The organism is Candidatus Formimonas warabiya, from assembly GCF_002777255.1.
In the GTDB taxonomy this organism is placed as follows: domain Bacteria; phylum Bacillota; class Dehalobacteriia; order Dehalobacteriales; family Dehalobacteriaceae; genus Formimonas; species Formimonas warabiya.
This window is the reverse complement of the sequence record NZ_CP017634.1, coordinates 757,880-779,782: the sequence shown is the minus strand read 5'-3', so window position 1 is coordinate 779,782 and position 21,903 is coordinate 757,880. Positions and strand designations below refer to the sequence as shown.

The 21,903-nt window shown below is 45.4% G+C and carries 18 protein-coding genes, 1 other RNA gene and 1 other annotated feature; all 19 genes read right to left on the bottom strand.

The genetic code is table 11. From position 1 onward, the window contains the following. Positions 1 to 70: 70 nt before the first annotated feature. Complete coding sequence (trxA, locus tag DCMF_RS03505) at positions 71 to 400, bottom strand: thioredoxin (RefSeq protein WP_148133142.1); 330 nt, start codon at positions 398 to 400, stop codon at positions 71 to 73. 175 nt (positions 401 to 575) lie between these two features. Next, entirely contained in the window at positions 576 to 842 is a 267-nt protein-coding gene (locus DCMF_RS03500) for a metal-sensitive transcriptional regulator (RefSeq protein WP_148133141.1), read from the bottom strand. A 94-nt stretch (positions 843 to 936) separates the two neighbouring features. Then, positions 937 to 1,118: non-coding RNA, 6S RNA (gene ssrS, locus DCMF_RS03495), on the bottom strand. 107 nt (positions 1,119 to 1,225) lie between these two features. Further along, on the bottom strand, positions 1,226 to 3,019 hold the full coding sequence (gene aspS, locus DCMF_RS03490) for an aspartate--tRNA ligase (RefSeq protein ID WP_148133140.1): 1,794 nt from the start codon (positions 3,017 to 3,019) through the stop codon (positions 1,226 to 1,228). Positions 3,020 to 3,043: 24 nt separating this feature from the next. After that, on the bottom strand, positions 3,044 to 4,303 hold the full coding sequence (hisS, locus tag DCMF_RS03485; RefSeq protein WP_148133139.1) for a histidine--tRNA ligase: 1,260 nt from the start codon (positions 4,301 to 4,303) through the stop codon (positions 3,044 to 3,046). Positions 4,304 to 4,354: 51 nt separating this feature from the next. Then, positions 4,355 to 4,561: a binding site (T-box leader), on the bottom strand. Positions 4,562 to 4,581: 20 nt separating this feature from the next. Continuing rightward, positions 4,582 to 6,042, bottom strand: coding sequence for a coproporphyrinogen dehydrogenase HemZ (gene hemZ, locus DCMF_RS03480; protein ID WP_148133138.1), 1,461 nt, complete (start codon positions 6,040 to 6,042; stop codon positions 4,582 to 4,584). Positions 6,043 to 6,059: 17 nt separating this feature from the next. After that, on the bottom strand, positions 6,060 to 6,686 hold the full coding sequence (locus DCMF_RS03475) for an MBL fold metallo-hydrolase (protein ID WP_148133137.1): 627 nt from the start codon (positions 6,684 to 6,686) through the stop codon (positions 6,060 to 6,062). Positions 6,687 to 6,775: 89 nt separating this feature from the next. Then, a complete protein-coding gene (gene dtd, locus DCMF_RS03470) occupies positions 6,776 to 7,225 on the bottom strand; it encodes a D-aminoacyl-tRNA deacylase (protein WP_148133136.1) in 450 nt (149 codons plus the stop codon). 32 nt (positions 7,226 to 7,257) lie between these two features. Beyond that, positions 7,258 to 9,423: a RelA/SpoT family protein gene (locus DCMF_RS03465; RefSeq protein WP_148137709.1), complete on the bottom strand. Its 2,166-nt coding sequence runs from the start codon at positions 9,421 to 9,423 to the stop codon at positions 7,258 to 7,260. 25 nt (positions 9,424 to 9,448) lie between these two features. Next, positions 9,449 to 12,610 (bottom strand): single-stranded-DNA-specific exonuclease RecJ, encoded by a 3,162-nt coding sequence (gene recJ / locus DCMF_RS03460; protein ID WP_148133135.1) that lies wholly within the window; start codon positions 12,608 to 12,610, stop codon positions 9,449 to 9,451. A 48-nt stretch (positions 12,611 to 12,658) separates the two neighbouring features. Further along, the gene (locus DCMF_RS03455; RefSeq protein ID WP_148133134.1) at positions 12,659 to 12,997 is read right to left on the bottom strand and encodes a LapA family protein; all 339 of its coding nucleotides are present in this window, start codon (positions 12,995 to 12,997) and stop codon (positions 12,659 to 12,661) included. Positions 12,998 to 13,228: 231 nt separating this feature from the next. Beyond that, positions 13,229 to 14,110, bottom strand: a complete 882-nt coding sequence (secF, locus tag DCMF_RS03450) for a protein translocase subunit SecF (protein ID WP_148133133.1) — start codon at positions 14,108 to 14,110, stop codon at positions 13,229 to 13,231. A gap of 13 nt (positions 14,111 to 14,123) precedes the next feature. Next, positions 14,124 to 15,332, bottom strand: a complete 1,209-nt coding sequence (gene secD, locus DCMF_RS03445) for a protein translocase subunit SecD (RefSeq protein ID WP_148133132.1) — start codon at positions 15,330 to 15,332, stop codon at positions 14,124 to 14,126. Between the two features lie 311 nt (positions 15,333 to 15,643). Continuing rightward, on the bottom strand, positions 15,644 to 15,919 hold the full coding sequence (gene yajC / locus DCMF_RS03440) for a preprotein translocase subunit YajC (RefSeq protein WP_236860173.1): 276 nt from the start codon (positions 15,917 to 15,919) through the stop codon (positions 15,644 to 15,646). A gap of 109 nt (positions 15,920 to 16,028) precedes the next feature. After that, positions 16,029 to 17,138 (bottom strand): tRNA guanosine(34) transglycosylase Tgt, encoded by a 1,110-nt coding sequence (tgt, locus tag DCMF_RS03435; RefSeq protein ID WP_148133131.1) that lies wholly within the window; start codon positions 17,136 to 17,138, stop codon positions 16,029 to 16,031. Between the two features lie 13 nt (positions 17,139 to 17,151). Beyond that, positions 17,152 to 18,174 (bottom strand): tRNA preQ1(34) S-adenosylmethionine ribosyltransferase-isomerase QueA, encoded by a 1,023-nt coding sequence (queA, locus tag DCMF_RS03430; RefSeq protein WP_148133130.1) that lies wholly within the window; start codon positions 18,172 to 18,174, stop codon positions 17,152 to 17,154. Between the two features lie 67 nt (positions 18,175 to 18,241). Next, positions 18,242 to 19,681: a SpoIID/LytB domain-containing protein gene (locus DCMF_RS03425; protein ID WP_148133129.1), complete on the bottom strand. Its 1,440-nt coding sequence runs from the start codon at positions 19,679 to 19,681 to the stop codon at positions 18,242 to 18,244. Positions 19,682 to 19,893: 212 nt separating this feature from the next. Further along, positions 19,894 to 21,153, bottom strand: a complete 1,260-nt coding sequence (locus DCMF_RS03420) for an anti-sigma factor domain-containing protein (RefSeq protein WP_148133128.1) — start codon at positions 21,151 to 21,153, stop codon at positions 19,894 to 19,896. Between the two features lie 25 nt (positions 21,154 to 21,178). Continuing rightward, positions 21,179 to 21,901 (bottom strand): RNA polymerase sigma-I factor, encoded by a 723-nt coding sequence (sigI, locus tag DCMF_RS03415; RefSeq protein ID WP_214659061.1) that lies wholly within the window; start codon positions 21,899 to 21,901, stop codon positions 21,179 to 21,181. Positions 21,902 to 21,903: the final 2 nt, after the last annotated feature.

The window sequence follows — 21,903 nt, the reverse complement described above, 5'->3', positions numbered from 1 at the left end:
ATTTTCTCTTTTGGTGTTTCCCCAACCCCGGCAACCGGTACCGGATCCCGAAAAGCCCAAAGGGCTTTTCTTATAATTTGCTGTTTAAGATACCCGACAACTCACTCTTCGTTTTATAGCCTACAATGCGGTCAATCTCTTTTCCGTTTTTAAAGAGAAGCAAGGTAGGAATACTCATCACACCATATTGGGCGGCAATGCTGTTGTTCTCATCCACGTTAAGCTTGCCTACAATTAACTTCCCGTCAAATTCATGGGCGATTTCATCTACGACGGGGGCAATCATCTTGCATGGTCCGCACCAGGCTGCCCAAAAATCTACTAAAACCGGTTTATTTGCCTGCAATACCGCGCTCTGAAAATTAGCTTCGGCAAACGTTGTTACTTTTTCACTGGCCATGATAAACTCTCCTTTTCAAACTGTTTTATCCTTTATTTTCTTGCTTAACCTTTTTGGTCCCTTCCTGCCCGGAAGGATTTACTCTGCTTCAACATGAGCTTTTTCCGCTTACCATGCGAAAAATCACGAAGGCAATAATGATACCGATAAGTATTGTTGCCATCTTTTAACCTTCTTATTTAGTAAATTTTACTACAACATCGATCAGTTCTTCAATCATTTCTTCTTCCCTTTTGTTCTGGAAAGCCGTCTTCAAACATTCTCTGGTATGGTTTTCTAACACTTTGATGCCGACTTTATTAATGGCAGCCCGAACAGCGGCAATCTGGATTAAAATATCCACACAATATTTATTGTCTTCGATCATGCGTTGAATGCCTTTTACCTGCCCTTCAATCTTTTTCAACCGTTGAATCACATCTTCTTTTTCGCATTCCGCCATTTTAACACCTCCATACCCCTACCCGGTATTATACATGAAGTATTTCATTTTTACAACTATATTTCCAAATTTCTCATCGGATTATGAATAAAAAAACAACCCCACAGATGCCGTGTGGCCGATGTTTTGAACCTGCCCCCGGCAGGTGGGTACCTTCCTAAATGCTTTCTATGTCCTCGGTCCAGGAGGCATATAGGCTACATCTAGAGTCAGGTTCCCTTTAAAATAGTGTTGGCTCAAAACATATCGGCTTGTTCACGCACATTGCAGGGTATAACTTTAATTAAATCTTAACATAGGCAAAATTCCTTTTCAAGTCTCAAACAACCTGGTTTAAGCCTTGCTTCCCATGCAAATCATGGCATAAGCGGTTCTCTCTTCCATTATTTATTCTTACTCAAAACGTCCAGTTTTATGTGAAGTTCCCGTAATTGTTTGTGCGCAACAGGGCCAGGCGCCTGGATCATTAAGTCGGTGGCACTTTGCGTTTTGGGGAAAGCGATGACATCGCGAATAGAGTCTTTTTTCGTCATTAACATCACCAAACGGTCAATGCCAAAAGCAATGCCGCCGTGAGGCGGAGCCCCATATTCAAAGGCTTCCAGCATAAAGCCAAATTTCTCCCGGGCTTCCTCCGGAGAAAAACCGACCAAACTGAACAATTGTTCCTGAATGTCCCTCCGGTGAATCCGGATACTTCCTCCTCCCACTTCTACCCCATTAAGAATCATATCGTAGGCTTTCGCCTTTACTTTTCCGGGGTCGGTGGCAAGAAGGCCTAAGTCTTCATCTCTTGGTGAGGTAAACATATGGTGCATGGCCACCCACCTGTTTTCTTCCCCATCGTATTCCAGCAGGGGAAAATCAATCACCCAGGCAAAATTCAGGGCATTCTCGTCAATTAAATTTTCTCTTTTGGCAATCTCCTGACGTAAATGTCCCAGACTATCCGCCACCACTGCAGGCTGATCCGCCACAAAGAGCAGCAAGTCCCCTGGTTGGGCGTGCATCCGGTCCAGGATACGATTGAACTGCTCCGGTGTGAAGAACTTGGCGATGGGAGATTTGACGCCGTCCTCAGACACGATGATCCAGGCCAGCCCCTTGGCGCCAAAAATAGCGCAATAAGTTGTCAAATCATCAAGTTCTTTCCGGGAATAGTGGCCGCATCCCGGCGCATTGATTCCTTTAACCTGGCCGCCGGAAGATAAGACATCGGCAAAGACCTTAAACCCGCTATCTTTTACAAGTTCGCCGATATCCACCAGGGGGATGTCAAACCTTAAATCCGGCTTATCGGATCCGTATTGATTGATGGCGTCTTCATAACTAATGCGGGGAAAGGGGGTAGTGATTTTTTTCCCTAATACGCAATCAAAAATATAGGCGACCATTTCCTCCATGATTCCTAAAATATCATCTCTCTCAATAAAGGACATTTCAATATCCAATTGAGTAAATTCCGGCTGCCTGTCCGCCCTCAGGTCTTCATCGCGAAAACAGCGTACAATCTGAAAGTATTTTTCCATCCCGGATACCATTAAAATCTGTTTGAATTGTTGAGGAGATTGGGGCAAGGCATAGAACTCGCCGGGGTGAACCCGGCTAGGCACCAAATAGTCTCTCGCCCCTTCCGGCGTACTATTGGCCAGCATAGGGGTTTCAATCTCCAAAAAACCTTTTTGATCCAAATAGTTGCGCACGGCCAGGGTAGTCTTATGCCGCGTAATCAAGGCCTGCTGCATTTCCGGACGGCGCAAATCCAGGTAGCGGTACTTCAAACGCAAGGTTTCGTCCACATCCACATTGTCCTCAATATAAAAGGGCGGCGTTTTGGCAGCATTTAAAATGCGCAGTTCATGAGCATATACTTCAACTTCCCCTGTAGCCATATTGGGGTTAATGGTCCCCTCCGGCCTGATCCGGACGGTTCCGGCCACGGCAAGGACAAATTCACTCCGCACTGACTCCGCCTTTTGAAAAAAGGCTCCGGAAATTTCCGGGCTAAATACCACCTGTACAAAACCGGAACGATCCCGTAAATCTACGAAAATTAAACCGCCGTGGTCTCTGCGCCTTTGTGCCCACCCCATTAAAATTACTTTCTCGTTCTCATTTTTTACCGTTAACTCGCCGCATGAATGAGTCCGTTTTAAACCATAAATTGATTCTGACACGAAATTACCTCCTTACTTTACAATTTAATATTGCCTTTTGATCCAATCAACAGCTTGATCAAGGGGCATCTCTTGTTGTGCCGATGTTTCCATGTTCCGAATGATCCCTATGCCCCGGTCCAACTCATTTTCCCCGATGATCACGGCATACTTGGCTTTCATCCGGTCCGCCGTTTTCATTTGGGCTTTTAAGCCCCGTCCCAAATAATCCTTTTCCGCCTTAATCCCTTCCATCCTTAAATCCATGAGGATTTGGAAACCTTTTTTACCGGCCTCGTCCCCTAAAGTCACCACAAATACATCGAGGGGACTCTCTAAAGCAAGGCTGATCCCTTGTGATTCTAATGCAGGAAAAATTCTTTCCATGCCCAGGGCAAATCCTACTCCTGGTATGGGAGGCCCTCCCAGGGAATCGATCAAGCCGTCATAGCGGCCCCCGCCGCAGATGGCGCTTTGGGCGCCGATTTCATTGACCAGGATCTCGAAGGCGGTTTTCGTATAGTAATCTAAGCCCCGGACCAGTCTCTCGTCAATCAGATATTTGATCCCACTGATCTCCATGTAATGTTTCACCTTGTCAAAATGCTCCCGGCATTCCGGGCATAAACAGTTGAGGATAGTGGGAGCATAGGCGGTAATTTCCTGGCATTTCTCATTTTTACAGTCGAGAATGCGCAGGGGATTCCTTTCATATCTTCCCCGGCAATCAGGACACAAAGAAGCGAAATCTTTTTTTAAAAACTCCTGCAGCATTTCCTTATGCTTGGGCCGGCACTGGGGGCATCCCACACTGTTCATATGTACTTCCAGCCCCCTTAAGCCTAGCCTGTGGTAGATGCCCATAGCCAATCCAATTACTTCCGCATCAAGCCCCGGATCAGAAGAACCAAAGACCTCCACGCCGAACTGATGGAACTGGCGGAATCTCCCGGCCTGGGGTTTTTCGTACCGGAACATGGGCCCAATATAATACAGCTTTACAGGCTGGGGAAGCGCATATAGCTTATGCTCCAAATAAGCCCGCACGGTGGATGCCGTAGATTCGGGACGTAATGTTAAACTACGGTTTTTCTTATCCGTGAAGGTGTACATTTCTTTCTCCACAATGTCCGTGGTTTCCCCTACACCCCGCTGAAATAATTCCGTATGTTCAAAAATCGGCGTCCGTATTTCCTGATAACCGAAATCTTTACAGATGGTTCTTAATACATTCTCCACGTACTGCCATTTTTCCGTTTCCCCGGGCAAAAAATCATTGGTTCCCCGGGGTCTGGTGGTTAGCATTTTTACGACCTCCTTTTGTCCAAATAAAAACTCTCGCGCTGACGAAACATCATCAGGGACGAGAGTCAAATCCCGCGGTGCCACCCTATTTGGACGTATAAATCCCACTTTCTCAGGTAACGGATGAATCCGGACATCCTTTGTCAGATGTCTGCTCCCGGGTGTTCCTTCAACGGCTGTTCTTAGAAAAGCTTTCAGTCACGACTTTTCCTCCCTGAAAAAACATGATTCCGTGAAACTCCCGTTCATGGCATTTAACTACTCGATTGCTAATTATTTTATACAATCGTTGCCAGTTTGTCAATTTTCTTCTTTACCGTCTCCTCAATCCTTTCCAGGTAACAAGCGATATCTTTGGGGTTATAATCAGCCGTTAAAAACTGCAGGTCCCGAGAGACGAACTTAGAACCGGCACCTACGCCCAGCCCCAAAACGGTTTGTCTTTCCTCCATGATATGAATGTTATAAAGGCATTCTTTCCCCGGCAAACAGTACCCTGTGTTTTCCAATTTTCCTAAAATATTTTTTTGCCGGTACAGATAATAAGGAACCATCCCCATCCTTTCCGACCAATTTCGCGACAGGGCAATCATTTTCTCTACTTCAAGATTCGATGTCCGCAAATATGCTTCCTTCTCCTTGTTCATCGGTGCTTTTTTTTTCAGCGCAAGGGTATGGACCGTAAGATTATCGGGCTTAACTTCTCCAATGCGCCGGAATGTTTCTTCCACCTGGGCGCAGGTCTCTCCCGGCAACCCTAAAATCAGGTCCATATTAATCAAAAAGCCCAATTCCGCTGCCTGAAAACAGCTTTCCAAGACCTGGCCTACCGTGTGTTTACGCCCCACCCGGTCCAGTGTTTCCTGATGCATGGTTTGGGGATTGATACTAACTCTGCTCACCCCCCGTTCTTTCATGATCCATAATTTTTCCTGATTCAAGGTATCAGGCCGGCCTGCTTCCACGGTAAATTCGTTTAAATTACGCAGGGGGAAGCTCTTGGCGATCGCATGCAAGAAGTGATCAAACTCTTTCTCGTCCAGGCACGTGGGGGTCCCTCCGCCCACATACACTGTCTGAACATCAACACCCCAGGTTTTTAGGGCGGACCCGATTTGTTCTATTTCCCACTTTAAGGCATCCAAATAAGGATGCACCAAATGGAGCACCTTTTTTAAGGGTTCCGCAGAGAAAGAGCAATAAGTACACCGGGAAGGACAAAAAGGAATGCCCAAATAAACACTGACCTGATCGGATCTTTCTTTCATGGGCAGAAAAGGTCTCTGAACGTTGGCAACTTGCACGAGCAATTCCGCTTTTTCCGGATCCAGTAAATACCTATGCACTAATTTTTCCTTAATATCATCAGGAGTCCAGTCTTTGTCCATCCAGCGATGGACAATTTTGGTGGGGCGGATACCGGTAAGAATTCCCCAGGGTGATCCGGTCTTGTCTTTCTCTTGAGCCAACAGTCGGTATACCACTACCCGGGCCAGCCGCCGGAGCTGATTCCCATGCTCCTCATCCCCGGTAAATTCTTCTTCCAAACAAAATTTTCGGGTCCCTTCCCTGTGGTTCAGAGTTCCCGCAATTTTTATTCTTGGCGCTGCTTCCACAGCCAAGTCGATGGTAAATTGGGGATCTTCCCCGGAAATTTTGACACCGGGGTAATAGATACGTACCACTTCTTCTACGGCTCGTATTAGTTCCGGTCTGTTGCTCAAAAGGTTAATATTCATCCCATGCTCCCGCCAGCTTAGTCCTCTAATAAAAAGGGATTCTCATTTCTTTCTTTGCCAATGGTCGTACTGGGTCCATGCCCCGGGTAAGCCACAAAGTCGTCGTCTAATAAGAGCAGCTTATCCTTGATGGAAGCAATTAAGGTGGCAAAATTGCCGCCGGGGAGATCCGTCCGGCCAATGGACCGGGCAAACAAAGTGTCTCCTACAAAAGCCACCTTTTCTCCGATCAAAGAAATACCGCCCGGGGTATGTCCCGGCGTATGGATCACTTTTAAGGACACTTTGCCAAACTGAATCAGATCCCCTTCCTTAAGGAGCTTGTCTGCCGCGGGACTCGCCGTTTCATGTCCCATCAATGAACCAAGGTTAAGTTTTCCATCGGTAAGATATTGGGCGTCCTGTTCATGAATCAATACCGGGACCTTGATCAGTTCCTTTAATTCGTTATTTGCGCCCACGTGATCCCAGTGGCCGTGGGTATTAATGATAGCGATGGCTTTTAAGTCGTTTTTTTGGATCAAATTTAAAATCTTTTTCGCCTCATCGCCCGGATCGATGACGACAGCCTCTTTTGTTTCCGGACAGGCGACCACATAACAGTTTGTGCCGATCATACCAACTTGAATAGTTTTAATGATCATCTTTACATCCTCCTCGTAAATTAAAGGTTCTTCGGTATTTCGGTTTAGTCTTGATGCTACAGGCAGGCAGTAGACTGGTTTTATTCTTTCTAAAACAATTTTTTGCTGTCCAGCAGCATCGTCACCGGACCATCATTTTCAATAGATACCAACATATCCGCCTGGAATATGCCTGTTTGGACAGACAAGCCCATTTGGCTGAGAAAAGAAATAAACTTTTCATAAAGTTCGTTTGCCTCTTCCGGAGGGGCGGCTTGAGAGAACCCCGGCCGGCGTCCTTTCCGGCAGTCCCCGAATAGGGTAAACTGGGATATGGCAAGGACCGCCCCTTGAATATCCCGGACAGATAAATTCATTTTATCTTCTGCATCGGCAAAAATGCGCAAATTTGCGATTTTTTCCGCAAGAAATAAAGCGTCGTCATCCGTATCCCCTTTTCCCACGCCAAGAAAAACAACGAGACCCTGTTTGATGGATCCGACGATATCTCCCCCTACGGACACGGAACCTTGTTTTACTCTTTGTACTACCGCACGCATAACTTGTACCTCATTATGGAAATTTTCAACAATTAAGCATTGCCACTGGGCGTAACCCTTTTCACCTCGATCACGTCTTTTAACTTCCTGACCTTGTTCATAATATATTCTAAATGATCCAGGCTTTTGATTTCCATCTTGATATTAATGGAAGCAAGCTTGTTTTTGGTGGCCCGGGCATGAACGGAATTAATGGTTGTCTTGGTGTCCGCAATCACACTCATAATATCCACGGCTAAACGGGGCCGGTCTAAAGAGACTGCTTCTATTTCCACTTGAAAAACGCCTTGACTGGCCATATCCCATGCGACGCCAATTAAACGTTCATATTCATGCTGATGGTTTTGGACCATGTTGGGACAGTCTTCCCGGTGAATGGACACACCCCGGCCCCGCGTGACATAACCGATAATAGGATCTCCGGGCAGCGGATTGCAGCACCGGGATAATCTTACCATGGCGTTATCTACGCCCCGCACGATCACACCCTTGGAATCTTTTCCCGATTCCGACCAGGGTTTGACTTCCGGAGGAGGCAGGGAGACCTCTTTCTCTTTTTTAAAATCTTCTTTGATCTTTGTCAGGAGCTGAATGGGAGAGATGATGCCGTCCCCCACGGCCACCACCAGATCATCTCCCGACATATAATTGAAACGTTTTGCTGCTTCCGCCAATTTTTCCGGCTTCAGAAAATAAGACACTTCGTAGCCATACTTTTTAATTTCTTTCTCCAACATTTCCCGGCCCCGGGCCAGGTTTTCATCCCGTTTTTCTTTCTTAAACCACTGCCGGATCCGGTTTTTAGCCTGAGACGTCTTGACTATTTTCAGCCAGTCTCTGCTGGGGCCGCTGCCTTTCAGGGTAAGAATCTCTACAATATCGCCGTTGGCCAGTTTATAATCCAGGGGCACAATTTTTCCGTTTATTTTCGCCCCGATACACCAGTGGCCTACCTGGGTGTGCACCCGGTAAGCATAATCGATGGGCACCGATCCGGCGGGCAGCTCGATCACATCGCCTTTAGGGGTAAACACATATACGGAATCCGTAAACAGGTCTACCTTGATGGATTCCATAAACTCCCTGGCATCCCGCAGGTCTTGCTGCCATTCCAGCATCCCCCTGAGCCAAGCTAACTTTTTATCAAATTCTTTATCGCCGCTCTTTCCTTCTTTATATCGCCAGTGGGCGGCAATGCCGTATTCCGCAGTCCGGTGCATATCCCAGGTGCGGATCTGAATTTCAAAAGGTTCTCCCTTATGGCCAATGACCGTGGTGTGGATGGATTGATACATATTTTGTTTCGGCATGGCAATATAATCTTTAAATCTTCCCGGAATGGGTTTCCACAAAGTATGAATGATGCCCAATGCCCCGTAACAATCTTTCACGTTGTCCACAATGACCCGGACCGCCATCAGATCATAAATTTCCCCCAGTTCCTTCTGCTGATTGACCATTTTCTTGTAAATGCTGTAAAAGTTCTTCGGCCGTCCGGTCACCTCCGCTTTGATGTCCACCTGTTCCAATTTGTCCCCTAAGGTCTCGCAGATTTCCTTCACATAGGCTTCCCTTTCCTGCCTTTTGGCCGCAATTTGTTCCACCAGGCTGTAGTACTTGTCCGGTTCCAAATATCTCAGAGACAAATCTTCCAGTTCCCATTTGATTTTAAAAATCCCCAGCCGGTGGGCCAGAGGGGCAAAAATTTCCAGGGTTTCTTCGGCAATTTCCCTTTGTTTCAAAATCGAATGATGGTAGCGCAGTGTTCTCATATTATGCAGCCTATCGGCAAGCTTAATTAGAATCACCCGAATATCCTTCGCCATGGCTAAAAACATTTTGCGCAGGTTTTCTACCTGTTGTTCTTCTTTTGATTTGTACTCCAACCGGCCCAGCTTTGTTACCCCGTCAACCAGCAAAGCCACTTCTTCGCCGAAGTCTTTCATGACGTCAAAACCGGTTACTCCCGTATCCTCCACCACATCATGAAGCAAGCCGGCCACAATGGTGATGTCGTCCAGCTGCAGCATCACCAGCGTCTCCGCCACCGCCATGGGATGATTAATATAGGCTTCACCGGAATACCTGAATTGCCCCTGATGAGCCCGGGCCGCAAAATCATACGCCCTTTGGATGAATTCCGCATCACTGGCTGGATTATATTTTTTGACTTGTTCCTTCAGTGTCTGAATATCCATTGCCATCAATCCTTATCCCTTTTGTCTAACCCAGCAAATCAAAAATCTCCTGATCAAGTTGAGGAGAAAGGGCAATATGATGCCAAAAATCAAAGGCCTTTTTCTCCCTTAAACCTTCCCGGTAGCGAAAAGAGTCTTCTAGCCTACATTTGTTTCCATTATTGATGAATTCTAAACAAAAACGGTTCCCTTGCCGGGATACTTTTAACAGACCCAGCTCACTCATGGTAGATAGCCAGGCATCAAAGGCCCTTTCCTTCCGACAAGGATCCTGATCAATCTTTAATCTCTGTAAGATTTCTTCCTTTGTGCCGGATACTTGCCTCCCGTAAGGGGAAAGGGCCTTGATTCCTTTATAGATCTTTCCTAAAAGGTCCCGATCGGGGAAATCAGCCTGCAAGACATCATTGATCGCTGCCACATCATGGGTATTGTAGAGCAAGTGAATTTGAGCACCCTTTTCCCCGTTTCCGCAGCCGGCAAAACGGAAAAAATCAAACATGTTCCGGGGAGAATGATAAAAGATGACATGATCAAATAGGCCGTCTGTTTCTCCATACAAATGCCTCGTCGTCACCACCGTACGCAAAACCTTTTTTTGTATCTTTTTCATTACCATCTGATGCTGCCACGGCATTTGGTCCCCATAGCACCCTGTCATACTTTCCGGCCTAATGCCTAGACGGGACATCCCGCTCATCAGTTCTTCCACATGAGAAGGAAGGGAAAGATAGACGAGGCAGCTTTCTTCTTTTTGGAGCAAATCAAGGAGGTATTCTTCCCGGTTCCTCATGCCCCGGCCATCAACAAGGGAAGTTCTGGCCTGTTTGATATCAGAATATGTGTCGGGGCAATTAAATGTTTTTTCTAATAAGCTGAGATGGTTTTTTTTCTCGGAAACAGTGGTGATCACCAAACCCTTCGTCAGGCCGGGACGAAGAATTTCGTGACAGCGTTCCATAAATTCCCCGCCGGATAATAAAGAGTCAAAAGGGTCTACGATGGCCACAACAATTAAAGCATCAGCCCGTTCCGAGCCATCGTGATCCTGGGCTTCTAAATACTCCGGAGTAGTAAACAATACTCTGATCCAACCTTTTGTAAAGGCATCCCAGACCTGGTCCTTTTCTTCCTGAGCCATCCTACTGTCTGCCCAGCCCACGGAAATTCCCAGCTTTCCTAAATGTAACGCCGCCAGTGCGTATTCACTCCCAAGTTGGGAAGGACAGGAGAAAAGAATAATGGTCTTACTTTTACCGACCCGGCAATTGTAGGCAGCAGCATGATACCAAAGAAACCTTCCTTCTTTAAGAGGTAAAGCCATAGATACCCGAGGAGTTCTCCTGTTTATCAAGGCACTAAAAGCAGGATGATCTTCATTTTCCTCCTTGTCTGCTCTTATCCCAGGGATGACCATGCCCTTCTCTTGATCAAAATCAGGCGCCGGGGATAAGGAAATCAGGACTGGATGGGGTTGAATATCTTTTAAGACGAATTGGATTTTTTCACAGCCGTTCCATAGATTTCTTTCCAGCGTTACCGCCACATCCACTTTACTGCCTATTGTTATCCAAGAGAGATGGTGGGATAAATTAAAACCAATGCCGTCTAAAAAATGGCCTCCTGATTCAAACTTTACCTTTAAATGTGGGGCACCCACGCCTACCCCTTTGGCCTCAACAATTTTCAAATTGCGGAAGGCTAAAACCGGCAGGGGATTTCCCGCACCAAAGGGGGCTAATCTTTCAATGTCATTGATATAGTATTGTTCATTGGTATTCAGATCCAACTCCAAATCAATTTTTACCACTGGTATGAGATGATCCTTGCTCAGCACGGTCCGGGCAAAAGTATTGATGGCCTTACGAAAAGCAGCGATATTTTCTTCTTTTAACTTGATCCCGGCGGCCAGCCTGTGGCCGCCAAACTGGACCAACCACTCTTGACAACTTCTCAAGGCGAGAAAAATATCAAAACATTCAATGCTTCGGGCACTTCCCTTGGCCAATTCACCCTCTATGGCAATGAGAACGACCGGGCGATGATATTTTTCCACCAGCCGGGAAGCGGCAATCCCGATCACTCCGGCATGCCACTCCGGCGCCGCGAGAACGATGACATAATCTTCTTCCAAGTCAACTGTTTCATCAATCATGTGTAACGCTTGTTGAAATATTTCTCCCTCCACCGCTTGCCTCAAGGTATTCTCCTTGTCCAGCACCAGGGCACGTTCCAGGGACTCGCTGGCCAGAGAAGAAGTAAGCAGTTCCACCGCTAAACGGGCACTGGACAGCCTGCCTGCTGCATTGAGCCGGGGCGCCAGAATAAAGCCCACCTGGCCTGCCGTGACCGGTTTGTTGTCCAGCCCTGTCACGGATAGCAGTGCCTGGATGCCGGGCCGCTGCCCCTCCATCATTTTTTTCAGGCCCAGGGCCACGATCACCCGGTTTTCCCCTGTTAAAGGCACGACGTCGGCAATGGTGCCTAAACAAACCAGGTCTAAAAATTCCTTTAAGATAGCGTCTTCATGATTTTCCTTCTTCTCCCTGTGCATCTCTAACCCTTGGGCCAGTTTCCACGCCACCCCTACCCCCGCCAAATGAGGAAAGGGATACTTGCTTGCTTTCACCTTAGGGTTAATGATGGCAAGAGCGGCCGGGAGAATCTCCGGCGGCTGATGATGATCCGTAATAATTATTTTTAAGCCCAAAGAATTGGCTAATTCTGTTTCCCGCACAGAGCTTATTCCGCAATCCACCGTAACGATTAAAGAAAACTTTTCCCGGGAAGCCCAATAGACGGCTTCCTCATTAAGGCCGTACCCTTCTTCTTTGCGATCCGGAATATAATAGGACACACGAGCCTGCCTGCTTTTTAAATATAAATAAAGCAGGGATGTCCCTGTCACACCGTCCACATCATAATCGCCATAAATCAGAATTTTTTCCTGGTTGGCGATGGCCTCTTCCATACAGGTCACCGCCTGTTCCATCTTGTTAAATGAAAAAGAGCTATGAAGCTGAGATGGGTTCACATGAAAAAAATTCTCAACGTCTTCCGGAGAAGTGATGCCCCGGTTGATACAAATCTGGGCTAGAAGGGGAGAAATTTTTACTTTCTGAGAAATCTCAAACTGCAATTGGCAGTCATAGGGAGCCAAAATCCACCGTTTCCTGCTGGGGGGCATAGTTCCTCCTCAAACCGACACAAAAAGCACCCAGGGTGCTTTTGAGTATTAACTTGTTGCCGCATCAGGCGCACTTTCTTCTTCAGGTGCGGCCTGTTCCTGCCGTGGTAATTCATTTTTTTCTCTCAATTTTTCCAGTTCCGCTTCCAATGATTGCTTTCTTTTCTCTAAATGATAGATTCTTTTCATTAAGGAGACCTGTTTCACCATACTGAGCAAAAATACAATTAACGAACCAAACAAAACAGAAATTAAAATTACGACGACCAGGGAAATCCCTTTAAACTGATAGATCAAAAAATTAATATCAACAGGTGCGGCGTTTTGTACGGCGAACAGTGCCACGGTAATAGCAAAAAGTAAAGCGACAATTAGATACAATTGCATTCATCTCACATCGCTTTCTCTAATAATTAGAAAACTTGGCTTGCGCCAAGCCTCTGGCGACAGCAGAAGCCTTAGTTGCACTTATACTTTCAACCTTTTAAAACTGATAAATTCTGAAAGTATAAAAAAATTTTACACTATCTTCACGAAACCTTCAAGAAGTGATTCCTTATTACATAAAAATTATAGAACCCTGCGGATGAGGGTTCTATAAGTGAGTAATTTCAATATTTAAGCCAACTTCGTCCTCTTTTCCAATCTATTCACATCAAGCCATAAGGGACTGGCCACGCAAATGGAGGAATAACAACCGGTAAGAACTCCTATTAACAGCGCCAAGGAGAATATTTTTGTCGTATCCCCGCCAAATAACAGTAAAGCAACCAGCATACAAACAACCGTCAGGACGGTATTGATGGACCGGGCCAAAGTCTGCATAATACTGGTATTTACAAGGCCTTCCAATTCTGTGCCTCTTTTGCCCTTGCGCACATTCTCTCTAATCCGGTCAAAAATTACAATGGTATCCATAATGGAATATCCGTAGATCGTTAATACCACCGCAACAAATGAGGAATCTACCTCAAACCGGAGTAAGGAGGCGGCACCTAACAGCACCAGAACATCATGGAGCAGGGCGAGCACAGCCGCAACACCAAAGGTAAATTCAAAGCGGATGGTAATATAAATCAACATCAGGACGGTGGCTACCAGCAACGCCCATAAAGCGTTGGAAGTAAGCTCCCTGCCCACTACCGGCCCCACATGCTCATTTCTTAGTACTTCGTTCTTCCCCAGATCTGCAGTTAAGGCCGTACGAATGTCATTATTTGCCTTTTCCGAAATCTCGCCTGTTTGAATTAAGAAGTCATTGGCTCCCGTCTCCTGTATCGAAAAAGCCCCTTTCACATACTGAGAAAAGATGGATCGTACCTGATCCGAATTCACTTCTTGCGTAAAACGCACTTCCATCAGGTTTCCCCCGGTAAAGTCAATGCCAAGATTCAAACCCTGGATGAAGAGGGAAATGATCCCGGGAATAATAATCAACAAGGAGATCGCATACCACCATTTTCTTTTCCCAATGATATTGAAATTGAAATTGTATCTCATCTTCTCTTCCCTCCTATTCCCCGTATAATTTTCTATGACTTAAGGATTTGATATTTGCCGTCCAAACCAGCATGATACGGGTAAAGGTAATCGCGGTAAACAAGTTGGATAGAATACCGATACTAAGCGTTACGGCAAAACCTTTGACCGAAGACTGTCCGAAGTAAAATAAAACAGCAGCGGCAATCAAGGTGGTTACGTGGGCGTCAATAACGGTCAGAAAAGCCCGTTTGAACCCGGAGTCAATTGCGGCATATAAGGACTTTCCGGCCCTCAACTCCTCCTTCACCCGTTCAAAGATAATAATATTCGTATCCAGCGCCATGCCAATGGTCAGGAGGAACCCGGCAATACCGGGAAGGGTCATGGTAATATGCAGCAAGGTGTATATCCAAAGGTTGATTAAAATATAAAGGAGCAGGGCCACATTGGCCAACAGGCCCGGTAACCGGTAATAGGCAAACATAAATACCACCACTGCCAACAAACCGATGATACCGGCAATATAGCTTTTATGCAGGGAATCTTTTCCCAGGGTGGGGCCTACCGTACGTTTTTCCAGTACTTTCACTTCCACAGGAAGGGCGCCGCCCCTTAATAATGCCGCATTGTTTGAGGCTTCTTCAAAGGTAAAGCCGCCGGTGATGCGGGCCTGCCCGTTCATGATGGGCTCTTGGACGTTGGGGCTTTGAATCACCTTATCATCCAATACGATACTAATGGGTTGACCCACTAAACGGGCGGTAGCCGCGCCAAATTTTTTCGCTCCTTCAGAGGTGAATTCCAGACTGATTTCCGCCTGGCCGGTGTTGGAGTCTATTCTTGCCTGGGCATTTTTTAATTCCGATCCACTTACAACTACCTGACCGGAAGGATCTTTAAATTCCAATTTAGCGGTACTGCCTAAAAGATCAATGGCTTTATCCGGGTTGTCCACTCCGGCTATTTCTATAATCAGCCGGTCTTTCCCCTCGCTTTGAATCCGGGGTTCAGAAACGCCTAATTCATTGATTCTGTTCTCCATCACAGCCTTCAGCTTTGTCATATCATCCGTAGTGATGGTCTTTCCCGGCTCCGGTACCGCTTGGAGCAGGACGTGGGCACCTCCTTGGAGATCCAGTCCTAACTTTGTTTTGTTCTGAATAGGATTAATGGATAAAAAGACCGCAACAATAAGAGCAACAACTACTACTATTAGTTTTAATCCATTACTTCGGTTCATCACTTCTCCTCCTCACCTGATGGGGTTCCATTCTACAACATTATACCCCTGCCCTTTCTTTATTGTCAATTGAAGCAAGTTCTTAATTCAGATGGAGATTCTTTTGCTCCATCTGAATTTTAGAACTGCAAATGCATGACTTAATTGGTGTTGGGCTCCCGCTATAGGAATGTCCCCAATTAATGCGGGAGACTTACGCCAAGTTAGTCAGGTGAAAGCAACCCTGACATATTTTTATAACATCATCTCTATTCTTTCCAGCTTTAAAAATTTATTATTCCCAAAGAAAAAAAAATAGACTCTCAAAGAGCCTATTTTTTCTCGGTTCCCTGAACAGTGCTAATAGAAGACTTTAAAACTTCGATTTCAACTTTATCTGCCACTTTTACCCAGACAGAGCGGTCTTTAATTCGTGTAATGGTACCCAAAATACCCCCGGCCGTAACTACATCATCATTAACCTTTAAAGACGAAACCATATCTTTGTGCTGCTTCTGCCTTTTTTGCTGGGGTCTGATCAGCACGAAATAAAATATCCCGAATATAAAGATAAAATAAACAATGGTTCCCATCCAACTATTATTCAAACAAATTTCACCATCCTTTCATTTTTGGTATTATACTTTCGCCATATTTTTAAGAAAATCCTTTTTTGATGGCATCTTTTTTTATGGATCAAGAAAATAAGTCAGCCCCCTAGACTTTGAATCTGGCAAAAAATTCCCGGCGAAATTCTCCAAATTTATTTTCCCCTATGGCCAAGCGAATATTTTTCATTAAATCCACTAAATAATGAAGATTATGAATGGTGGTCAGCCGGATCCCTAGGACTTCATTACATTTAATGAGATGTCTGATATAAGCACGGGAGTAATTCCGGCACGCATAACAGGAACAATTTTCATCAATGGGAGAAAAATCCCGGGCATATTCGGCATTACGAATCACCAGTTTTCCTTCGGGTACAAAAACGGTGCCATTTCGGGCAATTCTTGTGGGAAGAACACAGTCAAACATATCGATTCCCCGGGCCACACCCTCGACTAAGCAATCCGGTGACCCTACCCCCATTAAATAACGGGGTTTATCTTCCGGAAGTAAAGGGACGGTGTAATCCAACACCTGGTACATCAGGGGCTTGGGCTCTCCTACACTCAAGCCGCCGATGGCATATCCGGGAAAACCCAAGGAAGTAATATCCCGGGCACTCTTTTCCCGCAATTCCCGTATCGTCCCCCCCTGAACAATCCCAAACAAGGCCTGATAAGAGTGACGATGGGCCTCTTTACAACGAGCCGCCCATGTTGCCGTTCTTTCTACAGCCCTTTGAACATCTTTGATCTCACAGGGATAGGGCGCACATTCATCAAAAGCCATGGCAATATCCGCGCCCAAAGCCATTTCAATTTCCATAACTTTTTCCGGGGTAAAAAAATGGCTGGATCCGTCAATGTGAGAGCGAAAGGTCACCCCTTCATCACTTATTTTGCGCAGATCATTCAAACTAAATACCTGAAATCCTCCGCTGTCGGTAAGAATCGGTCCATCCCAGTGCATAAATTTGTGCAATCCGCCCGCTTCAGCCACCAAATCATGACCTGGTCTTAAATACAGGTGATATGTATTCCCTAAAATGATTTCCGCACCTAAATCTTTTAATTCTTCCGGGGAAATGGTTTTTACCGTTGCCTGGGTTCCTACCGGCATAAAAACCGGCGTATGAATACTCCCGTGGGAAGTTTGGAGTACGCCTACCCGAGCGGCTGTCTCTGTATCTTTTTTGATCAATGTATACGTTGCTGGCATCTTTACCTCCGTGTTAAATAATCATCATCGCGTCGCCAAAACTAAAAAACCGGTACCTTTCCTGTACAGCCACCTGGTAGGTCCGCATCACCCTTTCATGTCCGGCAAAAGCGGAAATCAGCATCAGAAGGGTGCTTTGGGGCAAATGAAAATTCGTAATCAGGCTGTCCACAACTTTAAACCTGTATCCCGGGTAAATAAAACTTTCCGTATATCCCTTGCCCGGCATGATTGATCCATCCGTTAATGCGGCGGTCTCCAGGGTCCGTGTGGAGGTGGTGCCTACGCTGATTACCCTGTGGCCCTGCTTTTTTGCCTCATTTATTTTTTCCGCATTTTCCCCATCAATTTCATAGTATTCTGCATGCATGCGGTGATTTTCAATGATTTCCTCTTTTACCGGCCGAAAAGTACCCAACCCCACATGGAGCAGTACCTTGGCAATGATAATCCCTTTATTGGCGATGCGGGCAAGCAACTCATCCGTAAAGTGCAGTCCGGCTGTGGGCGCAGCTGCCGATCCCATTTCCCGGGCATAAACCGTTTGATAACGGCTGGCATCCGCCAATTTTTCCCGGATATAAGGCGGAAGCGGCATTTGTCCAATCCGGTCAATAAGGGCAAAAAAATCACCGATAAAATCAAACTTTAACAGTCGTCCCCCAGATTCCGTGTGTTCCAATACCGTTCCCTCGAGCTGGCCCGGGGAAAAAACAAGCCTGGTTCCCGTTCTTGCTTTCTTCCCCGGCCGGACCAAAACCTCCCACGTGTCATGTTCCACCTGCCTTAAGAGCACGACCTCAATGGCCGCGCCGGTTTCTTTCCGGCCGAATAACCGGGCTGGTAACACCTTGGTATCATTAATCACCAACACATCGCCGGGATCCAGATAATCAATGATATCATGAAAGATCTTATGCTCGATCAAACCGCTGTCCCGGTGCAATACTAAAAGCCGCGAGGCGTCTCTAGGCTCCATAGGATGCTGTGCAATCAGTTCCTCCGGTAAATGATAATCAAAATCAGAAAGTCTCATCCCTCTGCTCCTTTTTTCCTTCCAAAAACATATTCTAACCCAAATCAAAGAAACTAACAAATAAAAACTAGTATTCATCAATCATGATACTGCCGTCATATTTGTCTTGATTATAATAGTGTTCAATGATTTCCTGGTAATCGGATCCCTTCTCCGCCATTCCTCTTGCTCCCCACTGGCTCATACCTATCCCGTGTCCGTTTCCTTGTCCGATAAAGGTAATGCTCTGTACCGATTTATTGAGGCCGGTTTTTCCCGACTCTCCCAGCACCTGGTACATCCCCTCCGCATTTTTCAAATCAACCACATTGTTTTCCCCGGTAATAATTTTTAAAGATCCGATGTCATCAACCTGATGTTTCACACTGGAGCCGTCTTTTATTACAAAGTTGCCCCCTGCACCGGAAACAACGTCAAATTTGGTACTCTTCAGGCCAAACACGCTTCGGATTCCGTCCCGTAAAACACTAAAGCTCCCATTGCTGCCTACGATCTCCATTTTTGTCACCCGTCCGGATGCGGTGGGAGTAATGCCGTCCCGATTCAAGCGATAAAGTTTAATCTCCTGAAATGACCCAATTCTGACAGGATTAGAAGTTTTTTGTAAATAATTATCGATTGCCGCCTGAATCTCCTCAAGGGAAAAACTCATCTCCCAGTGGTAACAGCTGGCCGGCCACGAGTCTCCTGTTTCATCGGAATATTCCACGGCATGAGCATCATCCGGAGAAGGGACCGCCTTTAAATACGGGAGGGCTTCATTCCAGACATTTTCGCTGTTTTCGGTATATCCTCCGGCATTGGAATGAAAAAAGGCTTTGATGATACTTTTCTGCTTATTCGCTTGATTATAGTAATAAATTACTTCTCCTTCCGTATCATCAACAGCATCAATGACTTTTTCCCCACTGAAATTTTGTTCTGCACTATAGCCGCCGTAAATCTGGCTATACATGTCGGCCCCCACATCATACTTTAATCCTTGTCCCAGGGCACAGAGGGCATAAGAACGGGAAACCACCGCTTGGGCCTTTAATGCTTCCCCAGGAGCAGTATAGCCAATTTCTTTCCCCACCACACCATATAAATAATGTTCGATATCAATATTATTGATTACCAGCAGATGTCCGGAATCAACGCCAATGGAAATACCATCCCGGTATTTCGTATTCTTATAGCTAAAAACATTTAATTCTGATTCGTCTTCTGGAAGGGCCCGGACGGGTCCGGAAAACCCACCTGCTAAGGGCACACTATTTATTTCCAGCGTTAAAGCATTCCCCGCTTGATTTACGGTAATCGTATCGCCCGCACTTAAAGAAGCAATGGGCATACTCGTGGCAACATCCTGCAAAAAATAGGACCCCTCCGTAATTTGAAAAACAGCTGAATAAGAGTTTTGGGACAAACAAACCCGGATATGGGCATTTTCTTTTCCGTGCGCTGAAAGCATTGTCCCACAGAAGAGCAAAAAAAATACAAGGACCCCGGTTACTATTCTTTTCACGTTTCCACCTACCTGATTTACTGGTAAGTATTTCTTTTCGACAAATAACTCGATATTCCTCCGTAAAAATCCCGAAAGACTTTTAATATCATTAGAAAACTTGGCCTGCACCGATCCTCTGGCGAAGGCGGAAGACTTAGTTGCACTTATACTTTCAACCTTTTGAAACTTATAAATTCTGAAAGTATAAAAAAACGCAACCTCCGGTTGCGTCAGATGTTAAAAACATTTTTCTGAAACTGTTTTTGCTTTAATTTTTTCTTCTTATTCTCAATGATATTTCCCTTCATTCCCTCATTTCTTCCTTGATTGATTTTCTGATTTCTTTTTTCATAAGGGTTATCTCTGAATTTGCCATCTGGTCGGGTAAATTTTTCTCTGGTTTTTTCCTGGTTACCGGCTCCTGATTTTTTGTCATTTTCTTTGGTTTCCTTCATGTTAGACTTGTCATGAATCAGTCTTTCCGGATCGGAATAGCTATTCTTTTGTACAGAAATCCCCTGGCTATTCCCCTTATTGAATTTTTCCCTTTGATCTCTTCCCTGATTTTTATTTCTTTCCTCCTGTTTATTTTCTTTCTTGAATAATATACCGTTTTTCTCTGTTCCCATCTGCTTCTCCGGACGGGTTTCATTCTTTTTTGCCAATTCTTGATCCCACTTTTTTATTTTCATGGAGAATTCCTTTTCCTGACGCGCTTTTTCAATGATTTCCTGAGGGTTCCCACCAGCATTTTTTATGGCATTGATCAGGCCTGATTTCTTAATACTCTCGATGGTTATATCCAGTCCCGCCTCTTTTGCTTCTAAAAGAACGGCATATTTGCTGGCAGAAATCTCTAATTTCTTGGCCTCTTGATACAAATCAAAATCAGTCTTAATCACATTTACTTTGGCTTTTAGGTTTTTTTCTGTCAATACTTTCTCCGCTCTTTCCGGAAGGGTGGTTTCAAGTTGTTCCTTTTTGTCTGGAACCGGATTTTTTTCCGAAACATTGATGATCACCTGGTTCCCCTTTTCCGGAGCGAGATAACCCTTGTCGGCAGCCGCCCTCACGATGATCTCCACGGCATCATCTGAAGACTTGCCCACTAATTCTTGATCCTTGATAATGATCTTGCCATCCTCGTTTAACGGCTCTACGGAAACAACAACCTGATCGCTGTTCAATCCCAGTTCCACACTAGGATTAATATCTACGGTAACATAGGTGACCACTGTATTCCCCATCGGCATCAGGATTCCCTGGTTCCACAATTTCCCTGCATAAATGACCACAAACAATACGGCAGCAGCCGTTAAAACACTTATGGAAAACCAAAAAGATCTTTTGGGCCTGTTCTCCTCAATGCTAATTTCTTCACCAATTTGGGGGCAGATCCCGGAAAGCCTGCGGGAAACAAATTGGCCGTCTTTTGTCAATAGGATCATGTTCTTTTCATTTACTTCCATCACTAAGGCTTTCTGTTCCACCGGTCTTCCCCCCTTTTTTATTTATTTAAATGTTCTTTTGCAGATATTCTTTTAAATAATTAAATTCCCCACAAATCACAATGGTCATGGCAATAATATATTTTCTTTGTCTTTCTAAGGTTTTTCGGCTTACGGCCACCAGTTCTTCAATTTGTTTGAGAGGCAGCTCTTTTTTCATTTCCAAGTGTAATTTTAACTCACTTCTGGTTGCCACCAGACGGGCAACCTCCAGTGCGCGAAGACGGGCATCTTCGTGTTTGGGTGAATTGGCCACCAGATCTGTCAAGGCAATCCCATACTCCTTTAATCTTTTCGTATATTGTTTAATCTCCTCCCGGCGCTCAATTTCTTCTTGCTTTTTTTGAAATTCGATCATCGCTAAATTATGTTCAATCTGGCTGATGGTATTTTGATTTTCTTCTTGTTCGTTCATCGGCCCTAAGCAGGAAAAAGGAACCGCTTTCGATAATCGTTGTTCCTTCCGGTAATAATCAATTAATCGCCTCTTAATCAACATTTCGGCATAACTAAAAAAACTGGTCCCTCCCTGCGGTTTAAAGGTATCAATCGCTTGGTTTATCGCCAACATCCCAATACTGATCTCATCGTCTCTCGCCGTATCGATATACCTTCCGCTTAAAGAAGAGGCAGTTTTGATTACCAGAGGATGGAAGCGTTTGATAATCTTCTCCCTGGCATCTCGGTGACCTGCTTGGGCACTTTCCAATAATGTCGCTAATTCATCCAAAG